Source organism: Streptomyces sp. NPDC006739 (assembly GCF_042869815.1).
Taxonomy (GTDB): Bacteria; Actinomycetota; Actinomycetes; order Streptomycetales; family Streptomycetaceae; genus Streptomyces.
Genome location: NZ_JBIAGM010000015.1, coordinates 102,755 through 124,355 on the forward strand (window position 1 = coordinate 102,755; position 21,601 = coordinate 124,355).

The window sequence follows — 21,601 nt, forward strand, 5'->3', positions numbered from 1 at the left end:
CTGGGCGGATGATCGCAGGCATCGACCATGTGGCCGCCCTGGGCAGCTCGTTCGCCGCCGGACCCGGCATCGAGCCGCTCGCTGACCGGGCCGCGGGGCGGTCGGCACGCAACTACCCGCACCTGCTCGCCGAGCGGCTCGGGGCACGGCTGACCGACCTCACCGTCTCCGGGGCGACGACCGCCACCCTCCTCGACACGCCCCAGCGCAGGTCGAGACGGCGTTTTCCCCCGCAGCTGGACGGGCTGCCGTCCGACGTGGACCTGGTGACGGTCACCGCCGGCGGCAACGACCTCGGGTACATCGGCGGCATGGTCCGACTGGGCCTGGCCGGGCGGCTGTCAGCGCGGCCCTGGAGCCGCCCCCTCGGCGCGGTGCTGGCCCGGCAGGGGGTGGCCGACCCCGGCCCGGAGGCCGTCGGCCGGGCCGCGGCCGGTCTCGTCCGGGTCGTGGAGGCGGTGCGGCTCCGGGCTCCCGGGGCCCTGGTCGTGCTGGTCGACTACCCGGTCCTGATCGGCCCCGACACGCACCACTGTCCGCAGACCCCGTTCGACCCGGCGACCCTGGAGGGGCTGCGCCGGGTGGGGGAGCGGGTGGCGCAGGTGTTCGCGACGGCCGCCGAGCGCTCCGGGGCGACGCTGGTGCCGATGGCCGAGCGCAGCCGCCCGCACGCGCTGGGATCGGCCGACCCCTGGGTCACCGGACTGCCGGACCGGCTCCGGGACCTCCAGGGCGCGGCCCCCTTCCACCCCAACGCGGCGGGCATGCGGGCGATCGCCGATGCCGTTCATGAGCGTCTTTCGGCCACCCTTTCCTCACCGTGACCGGTATGCGGACGTCAACTACCGGTAAGTGGAAAGGTTTTGACCCTGCCGATGATTATCCGATGATCCGGTGAGGGAAGGCTGACGGAGCCACCGACACGTGATCTTCACGGTTCGCCCGGGCTGCCCGCGTGTCACCCGTCGCCCCGAAAGGAGGTGCACTGATGAAGCTCCTCTTCGCCCTGCGCAACAAGGTCGCGGCCCGCAAGAGCCTCAAGGCGAGCGCCTGGTACCTCTGGTACTGACCTCGCCACCCCCGCCGGGCGGCCCCGACATCGTTGTCCACGATGACCGGCCGCCCGGCGGGAGCCCCACGCCCCGGCATCCCCGACCGTCCCGGAGAGGACCCGGAGAGACCATGCCCCTGCCGTCCGTGCCGCGCACCCGCACCACCGTCCTCGCCCCGCGGCTGGCCGCCCTGCTCCGCGACCACCTCGGCCAGGACGTGTTCCGGCTCGAACCCGACACGGTCGGCGTCGCCGGGCCGGATGTGGCGGACCGGATCCTCGCCGCACGCCGGGCGACGGAGACCGAGCGGCCCACCTTCAAGCCGCTGCACGGACGCTCCATCTCCCGCGCCGAGGCCTCCTCCGTGACCCGGACCATCGGCCACGACGTCCGTGCGGCGCTCGCCGGACCGCTGCCCGAGGACGTCGACCTGTCCGGCTCCTGGCCGCTGACCGGACACCTCTTCCTGCGGGACCTCGTCCTCGGCGGCGATCCGTACCGGCTGCGGATGCTGATGAGCCGCAACCTCGAACTGACACCCAAGCTGACCTGGTCCGTCATCGCTGTGGGCGCGGCGCTGCCGGGCTGGCCCCGGCCCGGTGGCCACCTCACCGGACTCGCCGGCCGGGCGGCGCGTGCCGTCGGCTACCAGGACCGCAGATACGCGATGGGCGTCTACCGCAGGGCCGCCGCCCCGGTGTGCTTCACGGTCTCCACCCTGGTGGCCAACGCGCTCTGGCTCGGCTTCCCCTTCGAAAAGGACATGCCGAACCGGCACATCATCCACGAGTCGCTGCGCCTGCTGCCGCCCTCGTGGAACATCCTGCGCAACGCCTCCCCGGAGTACCCCGCCGTCGACGGCCGGATAGGCGAGGGCGACGACGTGCTGGTGCTGCCGCTGCTCTCCCACCGCGACCCGGCGCTCTGGGACGACGCGGAGTCCTTCCGCCCCGAGCGCTGGGAGAGCCTCGACCCCGACACCGCCCCCGGCTATCTGCCCTTCGGCCACTCCTCCGAGCGCTGCTGGGGCAGGCACATGGTGCTGCCGCTGGCCGAGCTGCTGCTGGACCTGGTCCGCCGCTCCGGGCTCGTGGTGGACCCTGACCGGCGAACCGCCAAGGTGCCCCTGCTCGGTCTGCTGGGGGTGGAGGACGTACCGCTGACCAGGCCGCGGTGAGCGGGCGCGGCCCCGGTCAGGCCTCGGGTTCGCGGTGCTCGTGCGCCGCCCGCTCCAGCTCCTCGGCCTCCGCCAGGGCCAGCCGCGTCTCGGCCTCCACGTCGATCGAGCGGCTCAGCCACCAGTACAGCAGGGCGGCCACGGGCAGCCCGACGAACAGCGAGATGTCCGCTCCGCCGAGGGCGTCGGCGGCGGGACCGACATAGAGCGTCCCCACGGAGAAGAACGGGATCATCGCGGCGAACCCGACGAGGTAGGCGATGATGCCGTGCCAGCCCCAACGCCCGTAGATGCCGCGCGGGTTGAAGATCTCGGCGATGGCGTAGTGCCCGCGGCGCACGATGTAGTAGTCCATCAGGTTCACCGCCGTCCACGGGATGAACAGATAGAGCACCAGCAGCAGGAAGTCGTTGAAGTTCGCCAGGAAGTTCGAGGTCGCCGCCAGCGCGCCGATCACCGAGAGCAGCGCGGTCAGTCCGAGGGTCAGCAGGCGCACGCCGAGTGTCGGCCGCACCCGCTTGAAGGAGTCCATGGCACTGATCAGGGTCAGCGAACCGCCGTACATGTTCAGCGCGGTCACGGAGACCAGGCCCAGCGCGGCGAACAGCAGCACGATCGCCCCGAACCCGCTGAACACCTTGTCGCCGGCCGCGTTGATCGACTTGATGGTGTCGAAGTCCTTGCCCGCCCAGGCGGCCAGCAGCGTGCCGAGCACCATCAGCCAGATGCCGCCGAGGGCCGAGCCGAAGTAGGTCCAGTAGAAGGTCTTGCGGACGGTGACGTCCGGGGGCAGGTAGCGCGAGTAGTCGGAGACGTAGATGGCCCAGCTGATCTGGTAGCCGGCGACCACGCCGAACTGGGCGAGGAACGGGGTCAGCCTGAAGTCGCCGAGATCGAAGGAGCCCGCCGGGTAGTGCAGGCCGACCAGGACGCCCACGGTGAAGACGCCGAAGACGACCAGGAAGGTGTAGGTGAGGATCCGCTCGGCCTTGTGGATGATGTCGTAGCCGACCAGCGCGATGACCAGGGCGACGACGGTCACCGCGATCACCCACGGCTTGACGCCCCCGTGCAGCGTGGCGTGCAGGGCCTGTCCGGCGAGGATGGTGTTGAAGACGTTGAACCCCGCGTACTGCACATAGGCGAACAGCCACACCAGGAGGGCGCCGACGTAGCCGAACTGCGGCCGCGACTGGATCATCTGGGGCAGCCCGAGCTGCGGGCCCTGGGCCGAGTGGAAGGCCATGAAGAAGGTGCCGATCACGGTGCCGGCGACGATCGCCAGCAGCGACCAGATGAGATCGCCGCCCTCCGTGATGCTGATCAGGCCCACGGCCAGCGTGGCGATCTGGGCGTTCGACATGAACCACAGCGGTCCCAGGTGCCACAGCTTGCCGTGCCGCTCGTCCAGTGGGACGTAGTCGATCGACCGGACCTCCAGGCCCGACACCCTCGGCTCTGTTGATGTGCTCATGGCGCCTCCCGGGAGTGGGCCTGCCTTCTCCGCTCTCATTCTTCCCCGGGAGCGCCCGTTTGGGGATTCCTGGGGCCCGGGCCGTGAGAATCGCGGCCCGGGCCGGCCGCCTCAGGGGACCTTCGTCGCCGATACGGCGGTGACGGTCACCTTGTTGTCGCACTCGGCGAACTCGCCGTCCGCGAGGGCCACCTGGTGGGCCCCGGAGCCGGGCAGCCCGACCACCAGCGTCGGGTACACCACGGGCTGCGAACCGGACACGCAGTAGCCGTCGGCCTCGCCCTGGACCTGTACGAAGGTCAGCTTCACCCATGCCTTGGCGCCCGGCGCCAGCCGTACGGACGACGCGGTGCCCTTGGGGGTCACCTTGAGCGGCTTGCTGTGCCCGGGGGAGCCGTTGCCCGCGCCGGCCACCGACGGGAAGCCCCGTACCAGGCACGGCTTGCGGGAGACGTTGGTGAACTCGACGGCCGCCGCCCCCGTGCCCGTGCCGACCGGACGGTGGGCGGCCTGGTAGGCCCTCGCGCTCAGCGCGCTCGCCGCACAGGTCGCCACCGCCGCCGGGGACGTCCTGGCGACGGGTGGGGTCGCCACCGCGGCCGCCGGCGACGTGCCGGTCCCGGTGTGCCGCGCGGTCGCCGGGGCCACGGTGACGGCGCCGCTCGTGGCCGGGGCGGTGGTGGAGGCGGCGGCCGTGCTCGGCTTGTCGGCGGCCGCGTGCCCGCCCCCGGACTGACAGGCGGTCACCGACACCGCCGCCGCCACCGCGGCCATCGCCCAGGCGGTTCTGACGATCGTGTTCCCGTACGGCATGACGTCCCCCGATTTCGCTCGGTCCAAGGCGTCCGGCCCCCTGCCGGCACGCACCGAGGGAGACAGGACGGCCGGCGCGCGGGTTCCCCCCTGGTTCACCTGTGACGTGTCAGTGACAAGGTCCGGGCCTTCCCGGTACATATCAGGGCCGTCGTCGCCGCTTCGCCGGGCGGGGCGGCGGCTCGTCGCTCCAGGCCTCGTAGCCGCTGAACGGATCCTCGGGAGCGGCGGCGGCCAGGGCCGCCGCCGCGCGCGCCGTGGCCAGGGGCCCGGCCGCGTTCAGGGTCAGGGTGTCCGTGTCGGGTGCGGCACCGCCCCCCGGGCGGGTCAGGGTGTCGGGCAGCATGACGAGCGACGTCGTACCGGACTCCTCGCCGGAGGGCCGCAGGCGGACGCGGACGCCGTGCCGTTCGGCCAGTCTGCCGACCACGAACAGGCCCATGTGCTGGTACACGTCGGCGTCCACGGTCGGCGGATGGGCCAGCTTGTGGTTGATCACCGCGAAGTCCTCGGCCATCAGCCCGATGCCGCGGTCATGGATCTCGATCATGGCGCCGCCGTCGGGCAGCCGGGAGGCGGTCACCCGGACCCTGGAGCGCGGGGAGGAGAACACCGTGGCGTTCTCCAGGAGTTCGGCGAGCAGATGCACGAGGTCGGTCACGGCCTCGCCGGGAACCTCGGTCTCCGGGATGCCGGACAGTTCGATGCGCTCGTACTGTTCCACCTCGGCGGCGGCCGCCCGGATGACGTCGACCAGGGGGAGGGCGCCCTCCCACTGCCGGCCGGGCGTCCGGCCGCCGAGCACGAGGAGATTCTCGCCGTTGCGGCGCATGCGGGTGGCGAGATGGTCGAGGCGGAAGAGGTTCTCCAACTGCTCCGGGTCCGTCTCGTGGTCCTCCAGGTCGGTGATCAGGGCCAGTTGGCGTTCGACCAGCGACTGGTTGCGCAACGAGAGGTTGGTGAAGACGGTGTTGATGTTGCCCCGCAGCAGGGCCTGCTCGGCCGCGAGCCGTACGGCCTCGCGGTGCACGTGGTCGAAGGCGCGGGCCACCTCGCCGATCTCGTCCGTGGTGTCGATCGGGATGGGTTCGGCCCGGGTGTCGGCCTGGCCGGGGACGGCCCGGGAGAGCTGGGTGATGAGGGCCGGCAGCCGCTGTTCGGCGATCTCGATGGCCGAGGCGCTCAGGCGTCGCATGCCCCGGCTCATCGTACGGGCCACCCAGGACGCGAGCAGGAAGGCGAGGAGGACCGAGGCGAGCACCACGACGGCGTTCATGACGGCGTCGCGGCGCGCGACGGCGGCGATGTCCTGCGCGTTGGCGAGCGCGGTACCGGCGAGGTGGACCTGGATGCCCCGGTAGGCGTCGAAGCCGAGCGTGGACGCGGCGAAGAAGGACTCGGCGGTGATGCCCTCGGCGGCGAGCGTGGAGGCCGGCTTCCCGGTGGCGATCTCGCTGATCATCCTGGACATGGCCGGCGGGGCGACGAACGGCTTGCCGGCCGCCTTGGCCCGGGCGGCGGCGTCGGCGGTCTGCGCCGCGCCTTTGGTCTGCGCGGCGGCCAGCGCGGTGCGCAGCCGGGCCATGTCCCCGGCGGTGCCGGCCCCCGCGTACTCCTGGAGCGCGACCTTCTCCAGATAGGCGTAGGAGCGGAACGAGCCGAGCTGCGCGTCGAGTTCACCCGCGGTGAGACCGGTGCGGTCCTCCACCAGCAGATGGGTGCCGATGGACCGGATCAGGGACTCGGCCGCCTGGGTCAGCGAGATGGCGTACAGGGTCCGGCCGAAGCTCGCCTGGTTGTCGCTGCCGAAACCGAGCTCGTTGGAGATCTCCATCAGCGGGTGCTGGACCAGGTGGTAGCTCTCCTCCGTCCGCACACCGGACATGCGGGAGGTGAACGCGCCCGCCCGTACCGCCGGAAGCTGCTGTTCGCCCGTGCGCACCAGCTGCACCCGCCGGAGCAGCCCGGCGGTCTTCGGCATACGGGCCACCGCCCGGTCGAAGGCCCGCGCGTCCTCGTCGGTGACCTTGCGGGCCTGTACGACCTCGGGGGCCGTCCGCCTGCCCTGGAGCAGCGGGATGACCGACACGTCGCGCTCGTTGATCGCGTCGCTCGCGTACTTGTTCGCCGCCTGCACCAACTCGGCCACCCGGACCGCGTCGTCGGCGGCCCGCCAGGTGTCGACCGACCGTTTCACCCGTACGCCGCCGAGGACGAGGGCGACGAGCACCGGGATCAGCAGCACGGCCCTGAGCCGCCTGGCGACGCGCCAGTCACGGGTGAGGGATCTTCGAGGGGTGGAGGGCAACGTCGTCCTTCGGGGTGAGCCGGACCGGCCCAATGTCTAGCACTGTGGGGCCGATGGTGACCGGTGTTCGCGTGAAATAGTACAAAGTTCATCCAACGCGCGGACCATCGGCCCCTCCCCGTGTGCCGAGCAGGGTCCTTGAGCTGAACCTGTGTCAGGAGACGCCGTGCGGTGCCGTGGTGCCACGGGCCGCCGCCGCGCTGCCGCCGAGGGCCGACAGCACCGCGTTGTACGCGGCCTTCTTGTTGCCGGAACCGTCGAACAGCAGCGGTTTCTCCCCGCTGCGCCAGGAGTCGCTGTCCCGGATGCCCCACACCGTGATGCCGGTGCAACGTGCCACGCTCCGGCACGCCTTGACGGTGTTGGCGTACCCGGTCGCCGGTGCCTGGGCGATGTCCAGCTCGGTGATCTGTACGTCCACGCCGAGCGCGGCGAAGTTGGACAGCGTGGTCTGGAAGCTCGCGGGCGGTCCGCCGGCGCCGAAGTGGGACTGGAAGCCGACGCAGTCGATGGGCACGCCCCGCGCCTTGAAGTCGCGCACCATCCGGTACACGCCCTGGGTCTTGGCGTCGGTCCAGTTCTCGATGCTGTAGTCGTTGTAGCAGAGCTTGGCCGAGGGGTCGGCGGCCCGGGCGGTGCGGAAGGCCTCCTCGATGAAACCGTTGCCGAGCACGTTCTGGAAGACGGAACCGCGGTGCTGGCCGCTGCCGCCGTCGGCGAAGGCCTCGTTGACCACGTCCCAGGCGTAGATCCGGCCCTTGAAGTGGTTCATCTCGGAGGTGATGTGATTGTCCATCACACTGCGCAGGGTGTTCGCGTCGTTGATGGACTGGACCCAGCCGGGCAGCTGGGAGTGCCAGACCAGCGTGTGGCCGCGCATCCGCTGTCCGTGCGCGGTGGCGTGGTTGACGATCTGGTCGGCCGGTCCGAAGTTGAAGTTGCCACGGGAGCGCTCCGTGGTGTCCCACTTCATCTCGTTCTCGGGCGTGATCATGGTGAACTCACGGTCCAGGATCGACGCGTAGGTGCCGTCGCCGAGCTTGCCCGCGGCCACGGCGGTCCCGAAGTACCGCCCGGACTGGGCGGCCTGGCCACCGAGGGTGGTGGCCTTCACGGCCGGGTGCGCCGCGGTGGGCGCGGTGGCGGGTGCGGCGGTGGCCGTCCCGGTCGCCACGAGCGCGGCCGTGGTCAGCAGACCTAAGACGGAGGCCCGGCACCGGCCGGGCCGCTGGGGTCGGTTCATGCTTCTCCTCGTACGGGATGCGGGTGCGAGTGCGGGTGCGAAAGCCGTGCGGGGCATGACAGGGCATGACAGGGCATGACTTTGAGCAGGACATGACATGTCCGAGTGGTTCGCCTGCTCGAACAGCGATCGCACTCTCGGATGCTTCTGGATGATAGGAGGCCCACCGGAGCCGTCAATACGTCTCGCATCATTCGACGTTCACACCGAAACATTTCGCTCCGGGTTACGGCGGTACCGCGCGCAGCGCCCGCAGGACCGTCCACACGACGGACACCACCGGAACGGCCACGACGGCGCCGACCACACCGGCCACGATGCTGCCCGCGATGACCGACACCGCGACGACGAGCGGGTGCAGGCGCACCGCCCAGCTCATCACCAGGGGGTGCAGCACATGCCCCTCCAACTGGCCGATGACGACGATGAGCACCACGACCGCCGCGGCCGTGAGCGGACCGCGCCCGGCGAGGGCGACCACCGTCGCCACGCCGAGCGCGACCGGTGAGCCCACCAGCGGCACGAACGCGGCGAAGAACTCCAGCAGCGTCAGCGGCAGCGCGAGCGGCACCCGCAGCACCACCAGGGCGATCCCGACGAGCACGGCGTTGGTGCCGGCCACGATGATGATGCCCCGCGTGTACCCCGCGAAGGCCTGCCAGGCCGCGCGCCCCGCCCGGTCCCAGGCCGGGCGGGCGCCGCCGGGCAGCAACTGGTCCCGCGCCCAGCTCCACAGGCGCTCGCCGGAGTGGATGAAGAAGACCGAGGCGAAGAGCGCGAGGGCGGCTCCGGTGACCAGTTCGACGAGTGTGCCAAGACCGGTGACCGCGCTGCTGAGCAGACTGGCCCGGTGCGCCGTGATGTAGTTGGTCACCTGGCGCTGCAGATCGGACAGTTTCCCCGGACTGATGCGGAACGGCGGGCCCTGCAGCCACACCTCGATCCGGTGGATGCCGCCCCGGAACTCGCCCGCCAGGGTCCCCGACTCGCCCGCCACCGCATTGCCCACCAGGGCGAGCAGGGCGAACAGGCACAGCAGGCTGCCGACGAGCGCGACGGCCACGCACAGGGGTCTGGGCAGGACGTGGTTCAGCAGGTCGGTGAGGGGGCGCAGGACCGAGGTGACGATCAGCGCGAGGAACAGGGCGACGGCGATGAGCTGGAAGCGGCCGACGATCGTGAAGACGCCGTACGCGACGATGCCGACGAGGATGAGCCGCCAGGCGTAGGCCGCGGCGACCCGCAGCCAGGGCACCGTGCGCTCGGCGACCGAGCCGACCGGAGCGGCCGAGGCCGTCGAGCCGTCAGCGGCCTTCGTGGCCGCGGGGGTGCGCGGCGGGAGCCGTCGGGTGTGCGGCCGTCTGCTGCCCAGCACCACGCCGAACGCCCGGTGCCCGGGGCCCGGCCCGGCCGTGCGGCGGCCCGCTTCCGGCATGACGGCTCACACTCCTCTCCGGTCCTGACGGCCAGTCACCTCCAGAGCACGGTAAGCGCAAGCCGGGCGGCCGGGCGCGTCCAACGCGCCCGGCGTCGGACGGACGGCGGCGCCGTGCGCCGCGAACCGAGGACGGCCGAACACGCACCGGGCCCGGGGCGTCGACGGCCGAGCACGCACCGGGCCCCGAGGCGTGGAATCGGATGGACACGGACCGGGGCCGTCCCCGATGATCTGCCCCATGATCCGGGCCGCCACCACGAACGACATCGCGGAGATCCGCGCCATGATCCGCGAACTCGCCGAGTACGAGCGGGCCCTCGAACAGGCCCGGGCGAGCGAGGAGCAGCTGCGCGAGGCGCTGTTCGGGGAGCACCCCGCCGCCTCCGCGCTGATCGCGGAGGACGACGAGACGGGCGAGACCCTGGGCTACGCCATGTGGTTCCCCCGTTTCTCGACCTGGACCGGCAACCGCGGCATCCACCTGGAGGACCTCTACATCCGGCCGCGGGGCAGGCGCGGGGGACACGGCAAAGCCCTGCTCGCCGCCCTGGCCGCGCACTGCGAGCGGAACGGCTACGACCGCTTCGAGTGGTGGGTGCTGTCCTGGAACGAGCCCGCCATCGACTTCTACAAGTCGCTCGGGGCGGAGTTCCTGGACGAGTGGCGGGTGTGCCGGCTCAGCGGCGCGTCCCTCGGTGAACTCGCCGCCCAGGCCGGGCCCCTCCTGCCCTGAACGGCCCGGCGCGCCGCCCTGCGGCCTTCGCGGATCAGGCGCGGGTCCACCGGAGGGTCAGTGCGCGGCCCTGGTCCCGGCCGGCCCCGGCGGCCGCCGCGCGGGTGCCCGGGTCGAGGGGGTTGGTGCCGACGGCGGCCACTGACGCCTCGTCCGGTACGACGAGCGCGACCTCGGCCCCCTGGGCGCGCAGTCCGTCCAGGGTCCGCTCCAGCGAGGTGTCGCCGGGGAAGGGATCGGTGTCGCCCATGGGCGCGACCACCAGGACGCGGGACGCGCCGGCGGCGTAGTCGGCGTTGACGCCGGAGCGGACGCCGCCGTCGACGTACCGGCGCCCCTGGATGGTCACGGGCGGCCAGACACCCGGAACGGCGCAGCTCGCGGCGACCGCGTCGACCAGGCCGACCCCGTCGGAGCCGTCGAACACGCGGGGCAGGCCGCTCTCGGCGTCCACCGCGACGATCTTCAGCGCCCGGGCGGGCCACGCGTGCGACGGCAGCCGCGACTCGATGACCGCACGGCGCTCCGGCTCCGTCACGGTGGCCGCGCGGAGCGCGACGTCCCCGAGCGCGCGTCGCATCTCCACGACGTCGTCGGACGGGCCCAGCGCCCGGCCCATCTCCCTGGCGAGGCCGTCCACGTCCATCTCCGCCATGATCTCCGCGGCCTGCAGAGCCGGGTCCACCTGACGGGCGTACAGCTCCTCCAGCGACAGTCCGCTGCCCAACTGGGCCGCCACGGCCGATCCGGCCGAGGTGCCCACGATCAGGTCGGTCTTCGTGACGTCCTGACCCGCGTCCGCAAGCCCCGCCAGCAGCCCGGTGATCCAGGCGATCCCGCCGACACCGCCACCGCCCAGTACCAATGCCTCTGTCATGCCGTTCCCTTGATCGCGCCCCGTCGTGGCGACCCTAGCCCGTGCGCGGGGCGGCGGTGGCCCGACGGGTCACGGCCCGGCCACCCCGGGCGGCACGGCCCGGGGTGGGCCGGCCGGCGCGCCCGCCGGTAGGTTGGCGCCCGGACGGGGCGGACCGCGGCGGGCCGTCCCGCGGGATCACGGTGGGCCGGGCCCGGAGAACATTGGCCGGATCGGCACTGCTGGACTCGGCACTGTGGGACACGGGGGAGGGGAACACGGATGCGGGTGGCGCTCTTCGCGCTCGGCGGGACCATCTCCGTCACCGGCGGCACGCCCCGGCTGACGGGTGAACAGATCGCCGCCGGCGTACCAGGGCTGGACGGGCTCGGTGTGCGGATCGACGTCCGGGACGTGGCGGCCCTGCCCAGCTCCGGCCTGACCTTCACAAGGGTCCTCGAGGTGGTGGACGCCGCCTCGCGCGCGGTCGCCGACGGTGCCGCCGGGGCGGTCGTCACCCAGGGCACGGACACGCTGGAGGAGACGGCGTTCCTGGCCGGGCTGGTGTGGCCGCACGACGAGCCTCTCGTCTTCACCGGCGCGATGCGCAACCCCACGCTGGCGGGCGCCGACGGCCCGGCGAACGTCCTGGCCGCCGTGCGGGTCGCCGTCGCGACCCCGGCTCGCGGCCTCGGGGTGCTGGTGGTCTTCAACGACCAGGTGCACGCGGCCCGTCGGGTGCGCAAGACGCACAGCACGAGTACCGCGGCCTTCGTCTCGCCCGACAGCGGGCCGCTCGGGCACGTCGTCGAGGACCGGGTGCGGATCCTGGCCGTGCCGCCGCGCCCCGGGCCGTTGCCCCACCGGCCGTCGCCCGAGCGGCTGGCCGCCACCCGGGTGGCCGTCTACACGGCGGTCCTGGACGACGACGGGACGCTCGTCGACGACCTCGCCCGGGACCGTCAGGGGCTGGTGGTCGCCGGGTTCGGCGTCGGTCACGTCGCGGGCGCCCTCGCGCCCCGGCTGGGAGCCGTGGCCGGCCGGATGCCGGTGGTGCTCGCCTCCCGGACGGGCGCCGGTCCGGTGCTGCGGGCCACCTACCGCTCGCCCGGTTCGGAGACGGACCTGCTGGGTCGCGGCCTGCTCGACGCGGGGATGCTCGATCCGTGGAAGGCGCGGGTCCTGCTGCGTCTCCTGCTGGCCGGCGGCGCGGGACGCGACGAGATCGCGTCGGTCTTCGCCGAGTGGGGCTGACCGGCCCGGCCGGCCTCGCGGACGACCGTGAGGCCGGCCGCACGGCGTCGGGCGGAGAGGGCAGGATTCGAACCTGCGTGGGCCCCGAAGGGCCCGACCGTGAGCTGTGCTCTGGTCCCCGATCAACCACTCCGGGCACCTCTCCCCGTGTCCGGCTCCCGGTCTCCCGCGCCGTTCACGAGAACAACAGTGCCAGGTGGCGCTGACACCCCACTGACGGGTCTGCGACCCGACCCGGCCGGTGGTGTGCCGGGCCGCCGGCGGAGTGCGGGAGCCGGGTGTGCGTCGCGGTGGCGCCCCGCATCCGTCCGGACGAACTTTCGGTATCGGCCCGTTGCGGTCCTTTCCCGCGGACGTGCTCGGGGTGATCCTGCTTGTCCGTCCCGCCAGGGCCTGTCCGGCGGACAGGCCCCAGGGGCCCCTGCCGTGTCACCGGCTCTCCGAACCGTCCGTCCGACAGCAAGGGACCGCATGGACATCCTCCTCGTCGCCAGTGCGTTCAACAGCCTCTGCCAGCGGATGGGCGTGGAACTCGCCGACCGTGGTCACCGCGTGGACGTCGTGCTCGCCTCGCACGGCGACGACGCGATCCGGGATGCGGTGCGCGGGTTCGAACCGGAGCTGATCATCGCTCCGATGCTCAAGACGGCCCTGCCGGAGGACGTGTGGCGGGAGCACACCTGCCTCATCGTGCACCCCGGCCCGCCCGGCGACCGGGGCCCGTCCTCCCTCGACTGGGCCATCGCCGACGGGGCCTGGCAGTGGGCGGTGACCGTGCTCCAGGCCGAGCGGTCGATGGACGCCGGTGACCTCTGGGCCTCGGTCCCCTTCCGGATGCCGGCCGTCGGCAAGAGCGACCTCTACCGCAACGAGGTCTCCGACGCCGCGACGGCCGCCGTCCTGCTGGCGGTGGAACGTTTCGCCGACAATTCGTTCAAACCCCAGCCGCAGACCGACCCGTCGATCCGGGTCACCTGGCGCGACGCCTTCCGGCAGGAGCAGCGGCGCATCGACTGGGAGGGCGACAGCACCGAGACGGTGCTGCGCAAACTGCGCGGCGCCGACTCCCAGCCCGGCGTCCTGGACGAACTGTGCGGCCAGGAACTCTTCCTGCACGGCGGCCATCCGGAGGACCGGTTGCGCGGGGACCCCGGGGAACTGCTCGCCACCCGCGCGGGCGCCGTGTGCCGGGCCACCAGCGACGGCGCGGTGTGGATTCCCGAACTGCGCCCGCGCCGGGGCTCCGGCGACCCCGCGCCCTTCCGGCGCCCCGCGACCGACGTCCTCGGCGACCGCCTCGGCCGGCTGCCGGAGGTCCCGGCGCCGCTGGAGCCCGCCGCCCACCGGCGCACCTGGACGGACATCCGCTACCGCCATCACGGCGACGTCGGCTTCCTGACCTTCGCCTTCCCGGGCGGCGCCATGAGCACGAGCCAGTGCCGCCGCCTGCTCGCCGCCTACCGGTACGCCCTCACCCGGAACACCTCCGTCCTCGTCCTCGGCGGCGCGCGCGACTTCTTCTCCAACGGCATCCACCTCAACGTCATCGAGGCGGCGCGCAGACCGGCCGAGGAGTCCTGGGCCAACCTCAACGCCATGAACGACCTGGTGGAGGCCGTGCTGCGGACCACCGACCGGCTGGTGGTCGCCGCGCTGGGCGGCAACGCCGCCGCGGGCGGGGTCATGCTGGCGCTGGCGGCGGACGAGGTCTGGTGCCGCACCGGGACCGTACTGAACCCGCACTACCGGCGCATGGGCCTGTACGGCTCCGAGTTCTGGACCTACAGCCTGCCCCGGCGCGTCGGGCCCGAGACGGCGGCCCGGCTGATCCAGGAGGCGGTGCCGGTCAGCGCCGCCACCGCCGCCCGCCTGGGCCTCATCGACCGCACGCTCCCCGTTTCCCCGTCCGTGTTCCCCGACGAGGTGACCCGCCTCGCGAGCGAACTCGCCGACTCGCCCGGCCTGCGCGACCGGATCGACTCCAAGGCGGCCTCCCGCGTCCGCGACGAGGCACGTCAGCCGCTCGACGCGTACCGGCAGGCCGAACTCGCCTGGATGCACCACATCTTCTTCGACCGTGACGCGCCCTACCACGCGCTGCGCTCGGCGTTCGTCCGCAAACAGCCGACCGGTTCGCCGCGGCCGCTCGACCCCGCTCTCGACATCACGCCCTGACCCGTCCCCGGCGCACCGTCAGGAGAGCCCGCCGTGACACCCACCCGCCTGCTCGTGGCCGGCATCGGCAACATCTTCCTCGCCGACGACGCCTTCGGCCCCGAAGTCGTCAAGGCCCTCGGCGGACGGCCGCTGCCCGGTGAGGTCCACGTACGGGACTTCGGCATTCGCGGCCTGGACCTCGCCTACCGGCTCCTGGACGGCTACGACGCCGCCGTCCTCGTCGACGCGGCGCCGCGCGGTCACCGCCCCGGCACCCTCTGCCTGATCGAGCCCGAGATCCCGCACGTCACGGACAGCGCCGGCCACGCCCCCGAGGCGCACGGCATGGACCCCGTGAAGGTGCTGGCCCTGGCGGCGCACCTGGGCGACGGCGCGCTGCCCCGCATCGTGGTCCTGGGCTGCGAACCGCAGACCCTGCCCAGCTGCGACGCGGATGTCGCCGTAGGCCTGAGCGCACCGGTCGGCGAGGCCGTCCAACGGGCCGTCACCCTGCTGCACACGGTGGTGCGGGCCCTGCTCCTGGACCCCGCCGCACCCCTGTCCTTCGGCCACACGGACGAATTCGGCGCCGCGCCCCCGGCCCGCCCCCCGGCCGACCCGGCCGGCGCGGACGAGGATCGGCGCACGGAACCCACCCCGCCACCCCGCGACGACGGGTGCCGGGCCCACCCCTCCGCCAGCAAGGAGCACGCATGATGTGCCGGTCCCTGGACGTCCGACAGGCGGTCATGGCGAAGAACGACGGCCTCGCCGACACCCTCCGCGCCGACCTGGGACGGCAGGGCGTCACCACGGTGAACCTGCTGTCCAGTCCGGGCAGCGGCAAGACGGAGCTGCTCGGGCAGGTCCTCGCCCTCGCCGTGCGGCGGCACGTCCCGGTCGCGGCGCTCACCGCCGACCTCGCCACCGAGAACGACGCACGGCGCCTGGCCCGTTCGGGCGCGCCCGTCAAACAGCTGCTGACCGGAGGGCTGTGCCATCTGGAGGCGCAGCAGGTGCGCGGCCATCTGGAGGGCTGGCTGCCGCCGGACACCGCGCTCCTGTTCGTCGAGAACGTCGGCAATCTCGTCTGCCCGGCGGCCTACGACCTCGGCGAGACGCTCCGCGTGGTCCTCATGGCCGTCACCGAGGGCGAGGACAAGCCGCTGAAGTACCCCACCGCCTTCGCCTCCGCCCATCTCGTGGTGGTCACCAAGACCGACCTGGCCGAGCCGGCCGGCTTCGACGAGGACACGTTCCGGGACAACGTCGACCAGGTCAACCCCGGCGTGGACGTCGTACGCACCAGCGCCCGGGACGGCGACGGCGCGGACACCCTCCTGGACCGGGTGCTCGCCGTCCGGGACGGCACGCCGGCGCACCGGCCGCCGCTGGCCGGCCGGCAGGCTCCGGGGCACCTGGCGTCATGACCGCCCCCAGTCCCGTCGCGGTACGGCGCCGGGTCAGCGTGCGGGGCGTGGTCCAGGGCGTCGGATTCCGGCCGTACGTGCACCGCCTCGCCACCGAGCAGGCGCTGACCGGCTTCGTCACCAACCATTCGGGCGGGGTCCTCATCGAGGTCGAGGGCCCGCCCGACGACATCGACCGGTTCTGCGACCGGCTCACCCGCGAGCAGCCCCGGCTCGCGGCGGTCACCGGCGTCGACTGGAGCGAGGTACCCGCCACCGGCGCCGCCTGCGACTTCGCCATCCGGCCCTCCGAGCGGGGCCACGGCCACACCGCGCTGCCCCCCGACACCGCGACCTGCGCCGACTGTCTGCGGGAGCTGGCCGACCCGGCCGACCGCCGTCACCGGCACCCGTTCATCACCTGCACCCACTGCGGTCCCCGCTTCACCATCGTCTCGGCGCTGCCCTACGACCGCGCGACCACCACGATGGACCCCTTTCCCATGTGCCGGGCGTGCGCCGCCGAGTACGGCGATCCCGCCGACCGGCGCTTCCACGCCCAGCCCGTGGCCTGCCCGGACTGCGGCCCCCGGCTGCGCCTCGTACCCGCATCCGGCAGCGGCATCCGGCCGGCCCTCGGCGCCGACGCCCTCGCGGCGGGCCGCCGGCTGCTGGCCGCCGGACGGATCGTCGCCGTCAAGGGCATCGGCGGCTACCACCTGGCCTGCGACGCGGCCGACCCGGACGCGGTGGCCGCGCTGCGCGCCCGCAAGGAACGCGGCGGCAAGCCCTTCGCGGTGATGTGCGCGGACCTGGCGACCGCCGAGGAGATCGCCCACGTCGGCGCGGCCGAGCGGGCGGTCCTCACGGACGCCCGGCGCCCGATCGTGCTGCTGCGCGGCCGGGGCCGCCTGCTGGCACCCTCGGTGTGCGCCGGGAGCCCGCACGTCGGCGTCATGCTCCCCTACACCCCGGTGCACACCCTGCTGTTCGGGCTGCCCGGCGACCCGCCCGGTCCCCGTGTCCTGGTGATGACCAGCGGCAACCGCTCCGGCGAGCCCATCGTCACCGACGACCGCGAGGCACTGACCCGGCTGGCGGGGCTGGCCGACGCCTGGCTGGCCCACGACCGGGGAATCCGGACGCCCTGCGACGACTCCGTGGTGCGCGTCCGCCCCGACGGCACCGAACAGGTCCTGCGCCGCTCGCGCGGACACGTGCCCCGCCCGCTGCACCTGCCGTTCGCGCTGCGCCCGGCGCTCGCGGTCGGCGGTGACCTGAAGAACGCCCCCTGCCTCGGGTCCGGCGAGCAGGCCTGGTTCGGCCCGCACATCGGTGACATGGGCGACCTGGCCACCCTCGACGCCCTCGGCAGGGCCGAGCGGCAACTGCGCGACCTGACCGGCGTCGAGCCCGCCCTGATCGCCGCCGACCGGCACCCGGGCTACCACTCGGCCCGCTGGGCCCGCCGGCACGCCGAGGGCCGGCCGCTCCACCTCGTCCAGCACCACCACGCCCACGTCGCCTCCGCCATGGCCGAGCACGGCGTGGCCCCCGGCGCACCGGTCATTGGCGTCGCCTTCGACGGCACCGGCTATGGCGACGACGGCACCGTCTGGGGCGGCGAGATCCTCCTCGCCGGCTACGACGGCTTCCGCCGCTTCGCCCACCTGGCCCCCGCGCCCCTGCCCGGCGGCGACGCGGGAGTGGCCAACCCCTGCCGGCTGGCGCTGGCCCGGCTGCGTGCCGCCGCGCTGCCGTGGGAGGACCACCTGCCCAGCGTGACCGCCTGCGCCACCGGTGAGCGCGCGGTCCTGGAACGGCAGTTGGCGCGGAACCTGGCGTGCGTGGCGACCTCCAGCATGGGCCGGCTCTTCGACGCCGTCTCGTCCCTGGCCGGTGTCTGCCACCGCGCCGGCTACGAGGCGCAGGCCGCACTGGAGCTGGAGGCGGCGGCCGCCGAGGCCTGGGACGCCGACTCCGGCGCGTACCCCTTCGGCATCCCGCCGGCCGCGGCCGCGGCCCCCCTCCTGTTCGACCCGGCCCCGGCGCTGCGCGCCCTCCTGGCCGACCTGCGCCGAGGCACCCCGGCACCGCTGCTCGCCGCCCGCTTCCACCGGGGCGTCGCCGCCACCGTCACCGAGGTGTGCCGTCGCGCCCGCCGGGCCACCGGCGTCGAGACGGTCGCCCTGACCGGCGGCGTGTTCGCCAACGCCCTGCTGGAGGACGCCTGCTGGACGCAGCTGGCGGCCGACGGCTTCACCGTGCTGCGGCACGGCCAGGTCCCGCCCGGCGACGGGGGACTGGCCCTCGGCCAGCTCGTGGTGGCGGCCCGCGAACGACCCGGCGAGCAATCCGCAACAGTCCCCCGGCACCACGGCGACCCCACGGAGTGACACATGTGTCTGGCAGTGCCCGGCCGCGTACTGGCCATCGAGGAAGACGCCGAACCCCTGACCGGCCTGATCGACTTCGGGGGCGTGCACAAACGCGTCTGCCTGGAGTACGTGCCCGACGTCGAGGTCGGCGAGTACGTGATCGTCCACGTCGGGTTCGCCCTGCAGCGACTGGACGAGGAGTCGGCGCAGGCCTCGCTGCGCCTCTTCGAGGAACTGGGGCTGCTGGAGGAGGAGTTCGGCGACCCCTGGGGACGGGCGGCGGCGGAGGCGGGGGAAGCGCCCGCCGCCACGGAGCCCCGCAAGGCCGAGGAAGGAGCCCTGTGAAGTACATCGACGAGTTCAACGACCCCGACCTGGCGCGGAAGCTGCTGGACGAGATCCACGCCACCGTCACCCGCCCCTGGGCCCTGATGGAGGTGTGCGGCGGCCAGACCCACTCGATCATCCGGCACGGAATCGACCAACTGCTGCCCGAACAGGTCGAGTTGATCCACGGACCGGGATGCCCGGTGTGTGTCACCCCGCTGGAGGTGATCGACAAGGCCCTGGAGATCGCCTCCCGGCCCGAGGTGATCTTCTGCTCCTTCGGCGACATGCTGCGCGTGCCCGGCACCGGGCGCGACCTGTTCCGGGTCAAGGGCGCGGGCGGCGACGTCCGCGTGGTCTACTCGCCCCTGGACGCCCTGGAGCTGGCCCGCCGGCACCCGGACCGTGAGGTGGTGTTCTTCGGGATCGGCTTCGAGACGACCGCTCCCGCCAACGCGATGGCGGTGCACCAGGCCCGCAGCCTCGGCATCACCAACTTCAGCCTCCTGGTGTCGCATGTGCGCGTGCCCCCGGCCATCGAGGCCATCATGACCGCGCCCGCCTGCCGGGTGCGGGGCTTCCTCGCCGCCGGGCACGTGTGCAGCGTGATGGGCACCGCCGAGTACCCCGACCTCGCCGAGCGGCACCGGGTCCCGGTCGTGGTCACCGGATTCGAACCGCTCGACATCCTGGAGGGCGTCCGGCGCGCCGTCCGCCAGCTGGAGCGCGGCGAACACCGCGTGGAGAACGCCTACCCCCGCGCCGTGCGCGAGGACGGCAACCCGGCCGCGCTGCGCATGATCGAGGAGGTCTTCGAGGTCACCGACCGCAACTGGCGCGGCATCGGCCGCATCCCCGACAGCGGCTGGCGGCTGTCCGACGCCTACCGCGCCCACGACGCCGAACACCGCTTCGACGTCACCGGCATCCGCACCGAGGAACCGCGCGTGTGCCGCAGTGGCGAGGTCCTGCAGGGCCTGATCAAGCCCACCGAGTGCGAGGCCTTCGGCACCACCTGCACCCCGCGCAATCCCCTCGGCGCCACGATGGTCTCCAGCGAGGGCGCCTGCGCCGCGTACTACCTCTACCGCCGCATGGACGCGGCCACCGCCTCCCCGGCGCGCAAGGAGATGAACCCCGTTGGCTGACACGACCGCCCCGGCACCACCCGTGGACCCCGCCGCCTGGACCTGCCCCGCCCCCCTGCGTGACCAGCCGGTCGTCGTCATGGGACACGGCGGCGGCGGCGCCCTGTCGGCGGAACTCGTCGAGCACGTCTTCGCCCCGGCCTACGGCAACCCCACCCTGGCCGCGCTGGCCGACTCCGCCGTGGTCGAACTCGGCGGCGCCCGCCTCGCCTTCTCCACCGACTCCCACGTCGTACGGCCGCTGTTCTTCCCCGGCGGCAGCATCGGCGACCTCGCCGTCAACGGCACCGTCAACGACCTGGCCATGAGCGGCGCCGTGCCCGCCTACCTGTCCACCGCCTTCGTCCTGGAGGAGGGCGTGGACATGGGCGTGGTCGACCGGGTCGCCCGGGCCGTCGGCGCGGCGGCGCGGGCGGCCGGCGTCACCGTCGCCACCGGGGACACCAAGGTCGTCGAGGCCGGGCACGGCGACGGCGTCTACATCACCACGGCCGGCATCGGAGTGGTCCCGGCCGGTGTCGACATCCGGCCGCAGCGGGCACGGCCGGGCGACGCCGTCCTCGTCAGCGGCCCCATCGGTCTGCACGGCGTGGCCATCATGAGCGTGCGCGAGGGCATCGAGTTCGGGGCCGAGGTCGCCAGCGACACCGCGCCGCTGGCCTCTCTGGTCGCGGCGATGCTGGAGGTGACCCCCGATCTGCACGCGCTGCGCGACCCCACCCGGGGCGGACTCGCCGCCTCCCTGCACGAGATCGCCCGCGCCTCGGGCACCGGCGTCCGGCTGACCGAGCGGGCCGTGCCCGTCCCGGACGCCGTCGCCAACGCCTGTGGATTCCTCGGCCTGGACCCGCTGTACGTCGCCAACGAGGGACGGCTGGTCGCCTTCGTGCCCCGGCAGGAGGCGGATGCGGTGCTGGCGGCGATGCGCGCCCATCCGCAGGGGACGGGCGCGGTGATCATCGGGGAGTGCGTCGCCGACCACCCGGGGATGGTCGTGGCGTCCACCGGCCTGGGCGGCACCCGGGTCGTCGACCTGCCGCTCGGGGAGCAGCTGCCCCGCATCTGCTGACGCTCAGCCGGCCGCCTCGGCGAGTTCCAGGCCGGTGATCTCCAGTTCCCGCCCGCTGCGCAGCCCCTCGCAGGGCCGGTCGCACAGCGGGCACCAGAAGAACGGGGGAACGCCGACCGGGAACTCGTGGGCGCACGGCCCGCAGTAGGCGCGGGCCGCGACCTCCTCGACCACCAGGTCCGCCGCCGCCAGGCTCGTACCGTCCCGGGCCACCTCGAAGGCGAACATCAGCGCCGCCGGGACCACGCCCGACAGCTCACCGACGCGCACCCTCACGGCGGCCACGGCCTCGGCGCCGTGCGCCCGCGCCGCCTCGTCGGCCTGTTCCACGATGGCGGTGGCGATCGACAACTCGTGCACGGGTGCCCTCCGGCCGGGTCAGCCGACGCGCCGGGCGCCGGAATGCGAACCGGCCATGCGCCAGATCCTCACCTCGCGCACCAGTCCCGGCAGCTCCCGGACCAGCAGGGCCAGCATCATGCCGCCCACCAGCACCGCCTCGGCCGTGAGCACGCGCCGGGCCGTCATCTGTACCATTTCAGCTCCTCGTGACTCAGCCGGGCGGAATGTTCGGCATGGTCTTCATGATCGCGTCATGCTTCTTCCAGTGGATGCCGGTGGAGCGGCGCGCGTCGGCGGTGCCGTCCTTGTGGTGCCCGGCCTGGTGCCCGGAGGGGCCCTTGTTGCCCTGGTGGAGGCCGAAGACGTGGCTGGGCGTGTCGGGCTTCACGTCCGGCCTGCCGACTTTGATGGTGCCCATCGCAT

20 protein-coding genes and 2 pseudogenes are annotated in these 21,601 nt (G+C 73.3%); 12 read left to right on the forward strand and 10 right to left on the reverse strand.

Features of this window, described 5'->3' with window-relative positions; translation table 11 throughout:
* Positions 1-8 precede the first annotated feature (8 nt).
* The 3 genes from ACFYMM_RS27915 to ACFYMM_RS27925 all read left to right on the forward strand — a co-directional run bounded on the left by ACFYMM_RS27915 (position 9) and on the right by ACFYMM_RS27925 (position 2,229).
* Positions 9-824 (forward strand): SGNH/GDSL hydrolase family protein, encoded by an 816-nt coding sequence (locus tag ACFYMM_RS27915; protein WP_388391183.1) that lies wholly within the window; start codon positions 9-11, stop codon positions 822-824.
* A 131-nt stretch (positions 825-955) separates the two neighbouring features.
* A complete protein-coding gene (locus ACFYMM_RS27920) occupies positions 956-1,069 on the forward strand; it encodes a tryptorubin family RiPP precursor (protein WP_388391185.1) in 114 nt (37 codons plus the stop codon).
* A 113-nt stretch (positions 1,070-1,182) separates the two neighbouring features.
* The gene (locus ACFYMM_RS27925) at positions 1,183-2,229 is read left to right on the forward strand and encodes a cytochrome P450 (protein WP_388391187.1); all 1,047 of its coding nucleotides are present in this window, start codon (positions 1,183-1,185) and stop codon (positions 2,227-2,229) included.
* Between the two features lie 16 nt (positions 2,230-2,245).
* Here the strand turns inward: ACFYMM_RS27925 and ACFYMM_RS27930 are convergent, their stop codons facing one another.
* The 5 genes and pseudogenes from ACFYMM_RS27930 to ACFYMM_RS27950 all read right to left on the reverse strand — a co-directional run bounded on the left by ACFYMM_RS27930 (position 2,246) and on the right by ACFYMM_RS27950 (position 9,502).
* Positions 2,246-3,703, reverse strand: coding sequence for a purine-cytosine permease family protein (locus ACFYMM_RS27930; protein WP_388391189.1), 1,458 nt, complete (start codon positions 3,701-3,703; stop codon positions 2,246-2,248).
* Between the two features lie 111 nt (positions 3,704-3,814).
* The gene (locus ACFYMM_RS27935; RefSeq protein WP_388391190.1) at positions 3,815-4,516 is read right to left on the reverse strand and encodes a DUF4232 domain-containing protein; all 702 of its coding nucleotides are present in this window, start codon (positions 4,514-4,516) and stop codon (positions 3,815-3,817) included.
* A 142-nt stretch (positions 4,517-4,658) separates the two neighbouring features.
* Positions 4,659-6,824, reverse strand: a complete 2,166-nt coding sequence (locus ACFYMM_RS27940; RefSeq protein ID WP_388391192.1) for a nitrate- and nitrite sensing domain-containing protein — start codon at positions 6,822-6,824, stop codon at positions 4,659-4,661.
* A 172-nt stretch (positions 6,825-6,996) separates the two neighbouring features.
* Positions 6,997-8,067 (reverse strand): annotated as a pseudogene (locus tag ACFYMM_RS27945) (endo-1,4-beta-xylanase); the annotation flags it as partial.
* A 226-nt stretch (positions 8,068-8,293) separates the two neighbouring features.
* Positions 8,294-9,502, reverse strand: coding sequence for an AI-2E family transporter (locus ACFYMM_RS27950; protein WP_388391194.1), 1,209 nt, complete (start codon positions 9,500-9,502; stop codon positions 8,294-8,296).
* Between the two features lie 241 nt (positions 9,503-9,743).
* On the opposite strand from ACFYMM_RS27950, the gene ACFYMM_RS27955 reads away from it, so the two are divergent.
* Positions 9,744-10,238 (forward strand): GNAT family N-acetyltransferase, encoded by a 495-nt coding sequence (locus ACFYMM_RS27955; protein ID WP_388391196.1) that lies wholly within the window; start codon positions 9,744-9,746, stop codon positions 10,236-10,238.
* A 34-nt stretch (positions 10,239-10,272) separates the two neighbouring features.
* Here the strand turns inward: ACFYMM_RS27955 and ACFYMM_RS27960 are convergent, their stop codons facing one another.
* Positions 10,273-11,115 (reverse strand): patatin-like phospholipase family protein, encoded by an 843-nt coding sequence (locus ACFYMM_RS27960; protein ID WP_388391198.1) that lies wholly within the window; start codon positions 11,113-11,115, stop codon positions 10,273-10,275.
* Positions 11,116-11,376: 261 nt separating this feature from the next.
* Here ACFYMM_RS27960 and ACFYMM_RS27965 point away from each other — a divergent pair, with 261 nt between their 5' ends.
* Entirely contained in the window at positions 11,377-12,348 is a 972-nt protein-coding gene (locus ACFYMM_RS27965; protein WP_388391200.1) for an asparaginase, read from the forward strand.
* 52 nt (positions 12,349-12,400) lie between these two features.
* Here ACFYMM_RS27965 and ACFYMM_RS27970 read toward each other — a convergent pair.
* A pseudogene (locus ACFYMM_RS27970) lies at positions 12,401-12,493 on the reverse strand.
* A 326-nt stretch (positions 12,494-12,819) separates the two neighbouring features.
* Here ACFYMM_RS27970 and ACFYMM_RS27975 point away from each other — a divergent pair.
* The 7 genes from ACFYMM_RS27975 to hypE are packed head-to-tail and all read left to right on the forward strand — an operon-like array spanning position 12,820 to position 20,836.
* On the forward strand, positions 12,820-14,523 hold the full coding sequence (locus ACFYMM_RS27975; protein ID WP_388391202.1) for an enoyl-CoA hydratase-related protein: 1,704 nt from the start codon (positions 12,820-12,822) through the stop codon (positions 14,521-14,523).
* Positions 14,524-14,556: 33 nt separating this feature from the next.
* Positions 14,557-15,222, forward strand: coding sequence for a hydrogenase maturation protease (locus ACFYMM_RS27980; RefSeq protein ID WP_388391204.1), 666 nt, complete (start codon positions 14,557-14,559; stop codon positions 15,220-15,222).
* Positions 15,222-15,935, forward strand: coding sequence for a hydrogenase nickel incorporation protein HypB (gene hypB / locus ACFYMM_RS27985; RefSeq protein WP_388391431.1), 714 nt, complete (start codon positions 15,222-15,224; stop codon positions 15,933-15,935). Before ACFYMM_RS27980 ends, hypB begins: the two co-directional genes overlap by 1 nt.
* Positions 15,932-18,310 carry a carbamoyltransferase HypF gene (gene hypF / locus ACFYMM_RS27990; RefSeq protein ID WP_388391206.1) on the forward strand — a complete coding sequence of 793 codons (2,379 nt, stop codon included), beginning with the start codon at positions 15,932-15,934 and terminating at the stop codon, positions 18,308-18,310. The genes hypB and hypF overlap by 4 nt, the downstream gene beginning before the upstream one ends.
* 3 nt (positions 18,311-18,313) lie before the next feature.
* Positions 18,314-18,637: a HypC/HybG/HupF family hydrogenase formation chaperone gene (locus ACFYMM_RS27995; RefSeq protein WP_388391207.1), complete on the forward strand. Its 324-nt coding sequence runs from the start codon at positions 18,314-18,316 to the stop codon at positions 18,635-18,637.
* Positions 18,634-19,767 carry a hydrogenase formation protein HypD gene (hypD, locus tag ACFYMM_RS28000; protein WP_388391209.1) on the forward strand — a complete coding sequence of 378 codons (1,134 nt, stop codon included), beginning with the start codon at positions 18,634-18,636 and terminating at the stop codon, positions 19,765-19,767. Before ACFYMM_RS27995 ends, hypD begins: the two co-directional genes overlap by 4 nt.
* A complete protein-coding gene (gene hypE / locus ACFYMM_RS28005) occupies positions 19,760-20,836 on the forward strand; it encodes a hydrogenase expression/formation protein HypE (protein ID WP_388391211.1) in 1,077 nt (358 codons plus the stop codon). The genes hypD and hypE overlap by 8 nt, the downstream gene beginning before the upstream one ends.
* Before the next feature lie 3 nt (positions 20,837-20,839).
* On the opposite strand, the gene hypA is transcribed toward hypE, so the two are convergent.
* The 3 genes from hypA to ACFYMM_RS28020 are packed head-to-tail and all read right to left on the reverse strand — an operon-like array spanning position 20,840 to position 21,596.
* Positions 20,840-21,196, reverse strand: coding sequence for a hydrogenase maturation nickel metallochaperone HypA (gene hypA, locus ACFYMM_RS28010; protein WP_388391213.1), 357 nt, complete (start codon positions 21,194-21,196; stop codon positions 20,840-20,842).
* A gap of 18 nt (positions 21,197-21,214) precedes the next feature.
* The gene (locus ACFYMM_RS28015) at positions 21,215-21,373 is read right to left on the reverse strand and encodes a hypothetical protein (RefSeq protein ID WP_388391215.1); all 159 of its coding nucleotides are present in this window, start codon (positions 21,371-21,373) and stop codon (positions 21,215-21,217) included.
* A 16-nt stretch (positions 21,374-21,389) separates the two neighbouring features.
* Positions 21,390-21,596, reverse strand: a complete 207-nt coding sequence (locus ACFYMM_RS28020; protein ID WP_388391217.1) for a hypothetical protein — start codon at positions 21,594-21,596, stop codon at positions 21,390-21,392.
* Positions 21,597-21,601: the final 5 nt, after the last annotated feature.

Excerpts from the sequence above, each read along its gene's own strand:
- ACFYMM_RS27955 (WP_388391196.1), top strand. The coding sequence starts at position 9,744 with ATGATCCGGGCCGCCACCACGAACGACATCGCGGAGATCCGCGCCATG.
- ACFYMM_RS27935 (WP_388391190.1), bottom strand. The coding sequence starts at position 4,516 with ATGCCGTACGGGAACACGATCGTCAGAACCGCCTGGGCGATGGCCGCG.
- ACFYMM_RS27925 (WP_388391187.1), top strand. The coding sequence starts at position 1,183 with ATGCCCCTGCCGTCCGTGCCGCGCACCCGCACCACCGTCCTCGCCCCG.
- hypF (WP_388391206.1), top strand. The coding sequence starts at position 15,932 with ATGACCGCCCCCAGTCCCGTCGCGGTACGGCGCCGGGTCAGCGTGCGG.
- ACFYMM_RS27915 (WP_388391183.1), top strand. The coding sequence starts at position 9 with ATGATCGCAGGCATCGACCATGTGGCCGCCCTGGGCAGCTCGTTCGCC.
- hypB (WP_388391431.1), top strand. The coding sequence starts at position 15,222 with ATGTGCCGGTCCCTGGACGTCCGACAGGCGGTCATGGCGAAGAACGAC.
- ACFYMM_RS27965 (WP_388391200.1), top strand. The coding sequence starts at position 11,377 with ATGCGGGTGGCGCTCTTCGCGCTCGGCGGGACCATCTCCGTCACCGGC.
- ACFYMM_RS27960 (WP_388391198.1), bottom strand. The coding sequence starts at position 11,115 with ATGACAGAGGCATTGGTACTGGGCGGTGGCGGTGTCGGCGGGATCGCC.
- ACFYMM_RS27995 (WP_388391207.1), top strand. The coding sequence starts at position 18,314 with ATGTGTCTGGCAGTGCCCGGCCGCGTACTGGCCATCGAGGAAGACGCC.
- ACFYMM_RS28015 (WP_388391215.1), bottom strand. The coding sequence starts at position 21,373 with ATGGTACAGATGACGGCCCGGCGCGTGCTCACGGCCGAGGCGGTGCTG.
- ACFYMM_RS27930 (WP_388391189.1), bottom strand. The coding sequence starts at position 3,703 with ATGAGCACATCAACAGAGCCGAGGGTGTCGGGCCTGGAGGTCCGGTCG.
- ACFYMM_RS27975 (WP_388391202.1), top strand. The coding sequence starts at position 12,820 with ATGGACATCCTCCTCGTCGCCAGTGCGTTCAACAGCCTCTGCCAGCGG.
- ACFYMM_RS27950 (WP_388391194.1), bottom strand. The coding sequence starts at position 9,502 with ATGCCGGAAGCGGGCCGCCGCACGGCCGGGCCGGGCCCCGGGCACCGG.
- ACFYMM_RS28020 (WP_388391217.1), bottom strand. The coding sequence starts at position 21,596 with ATGGGCACCATCAAAGTCGGCAGGCCGGACGTGAAGCCCGACACGCCC.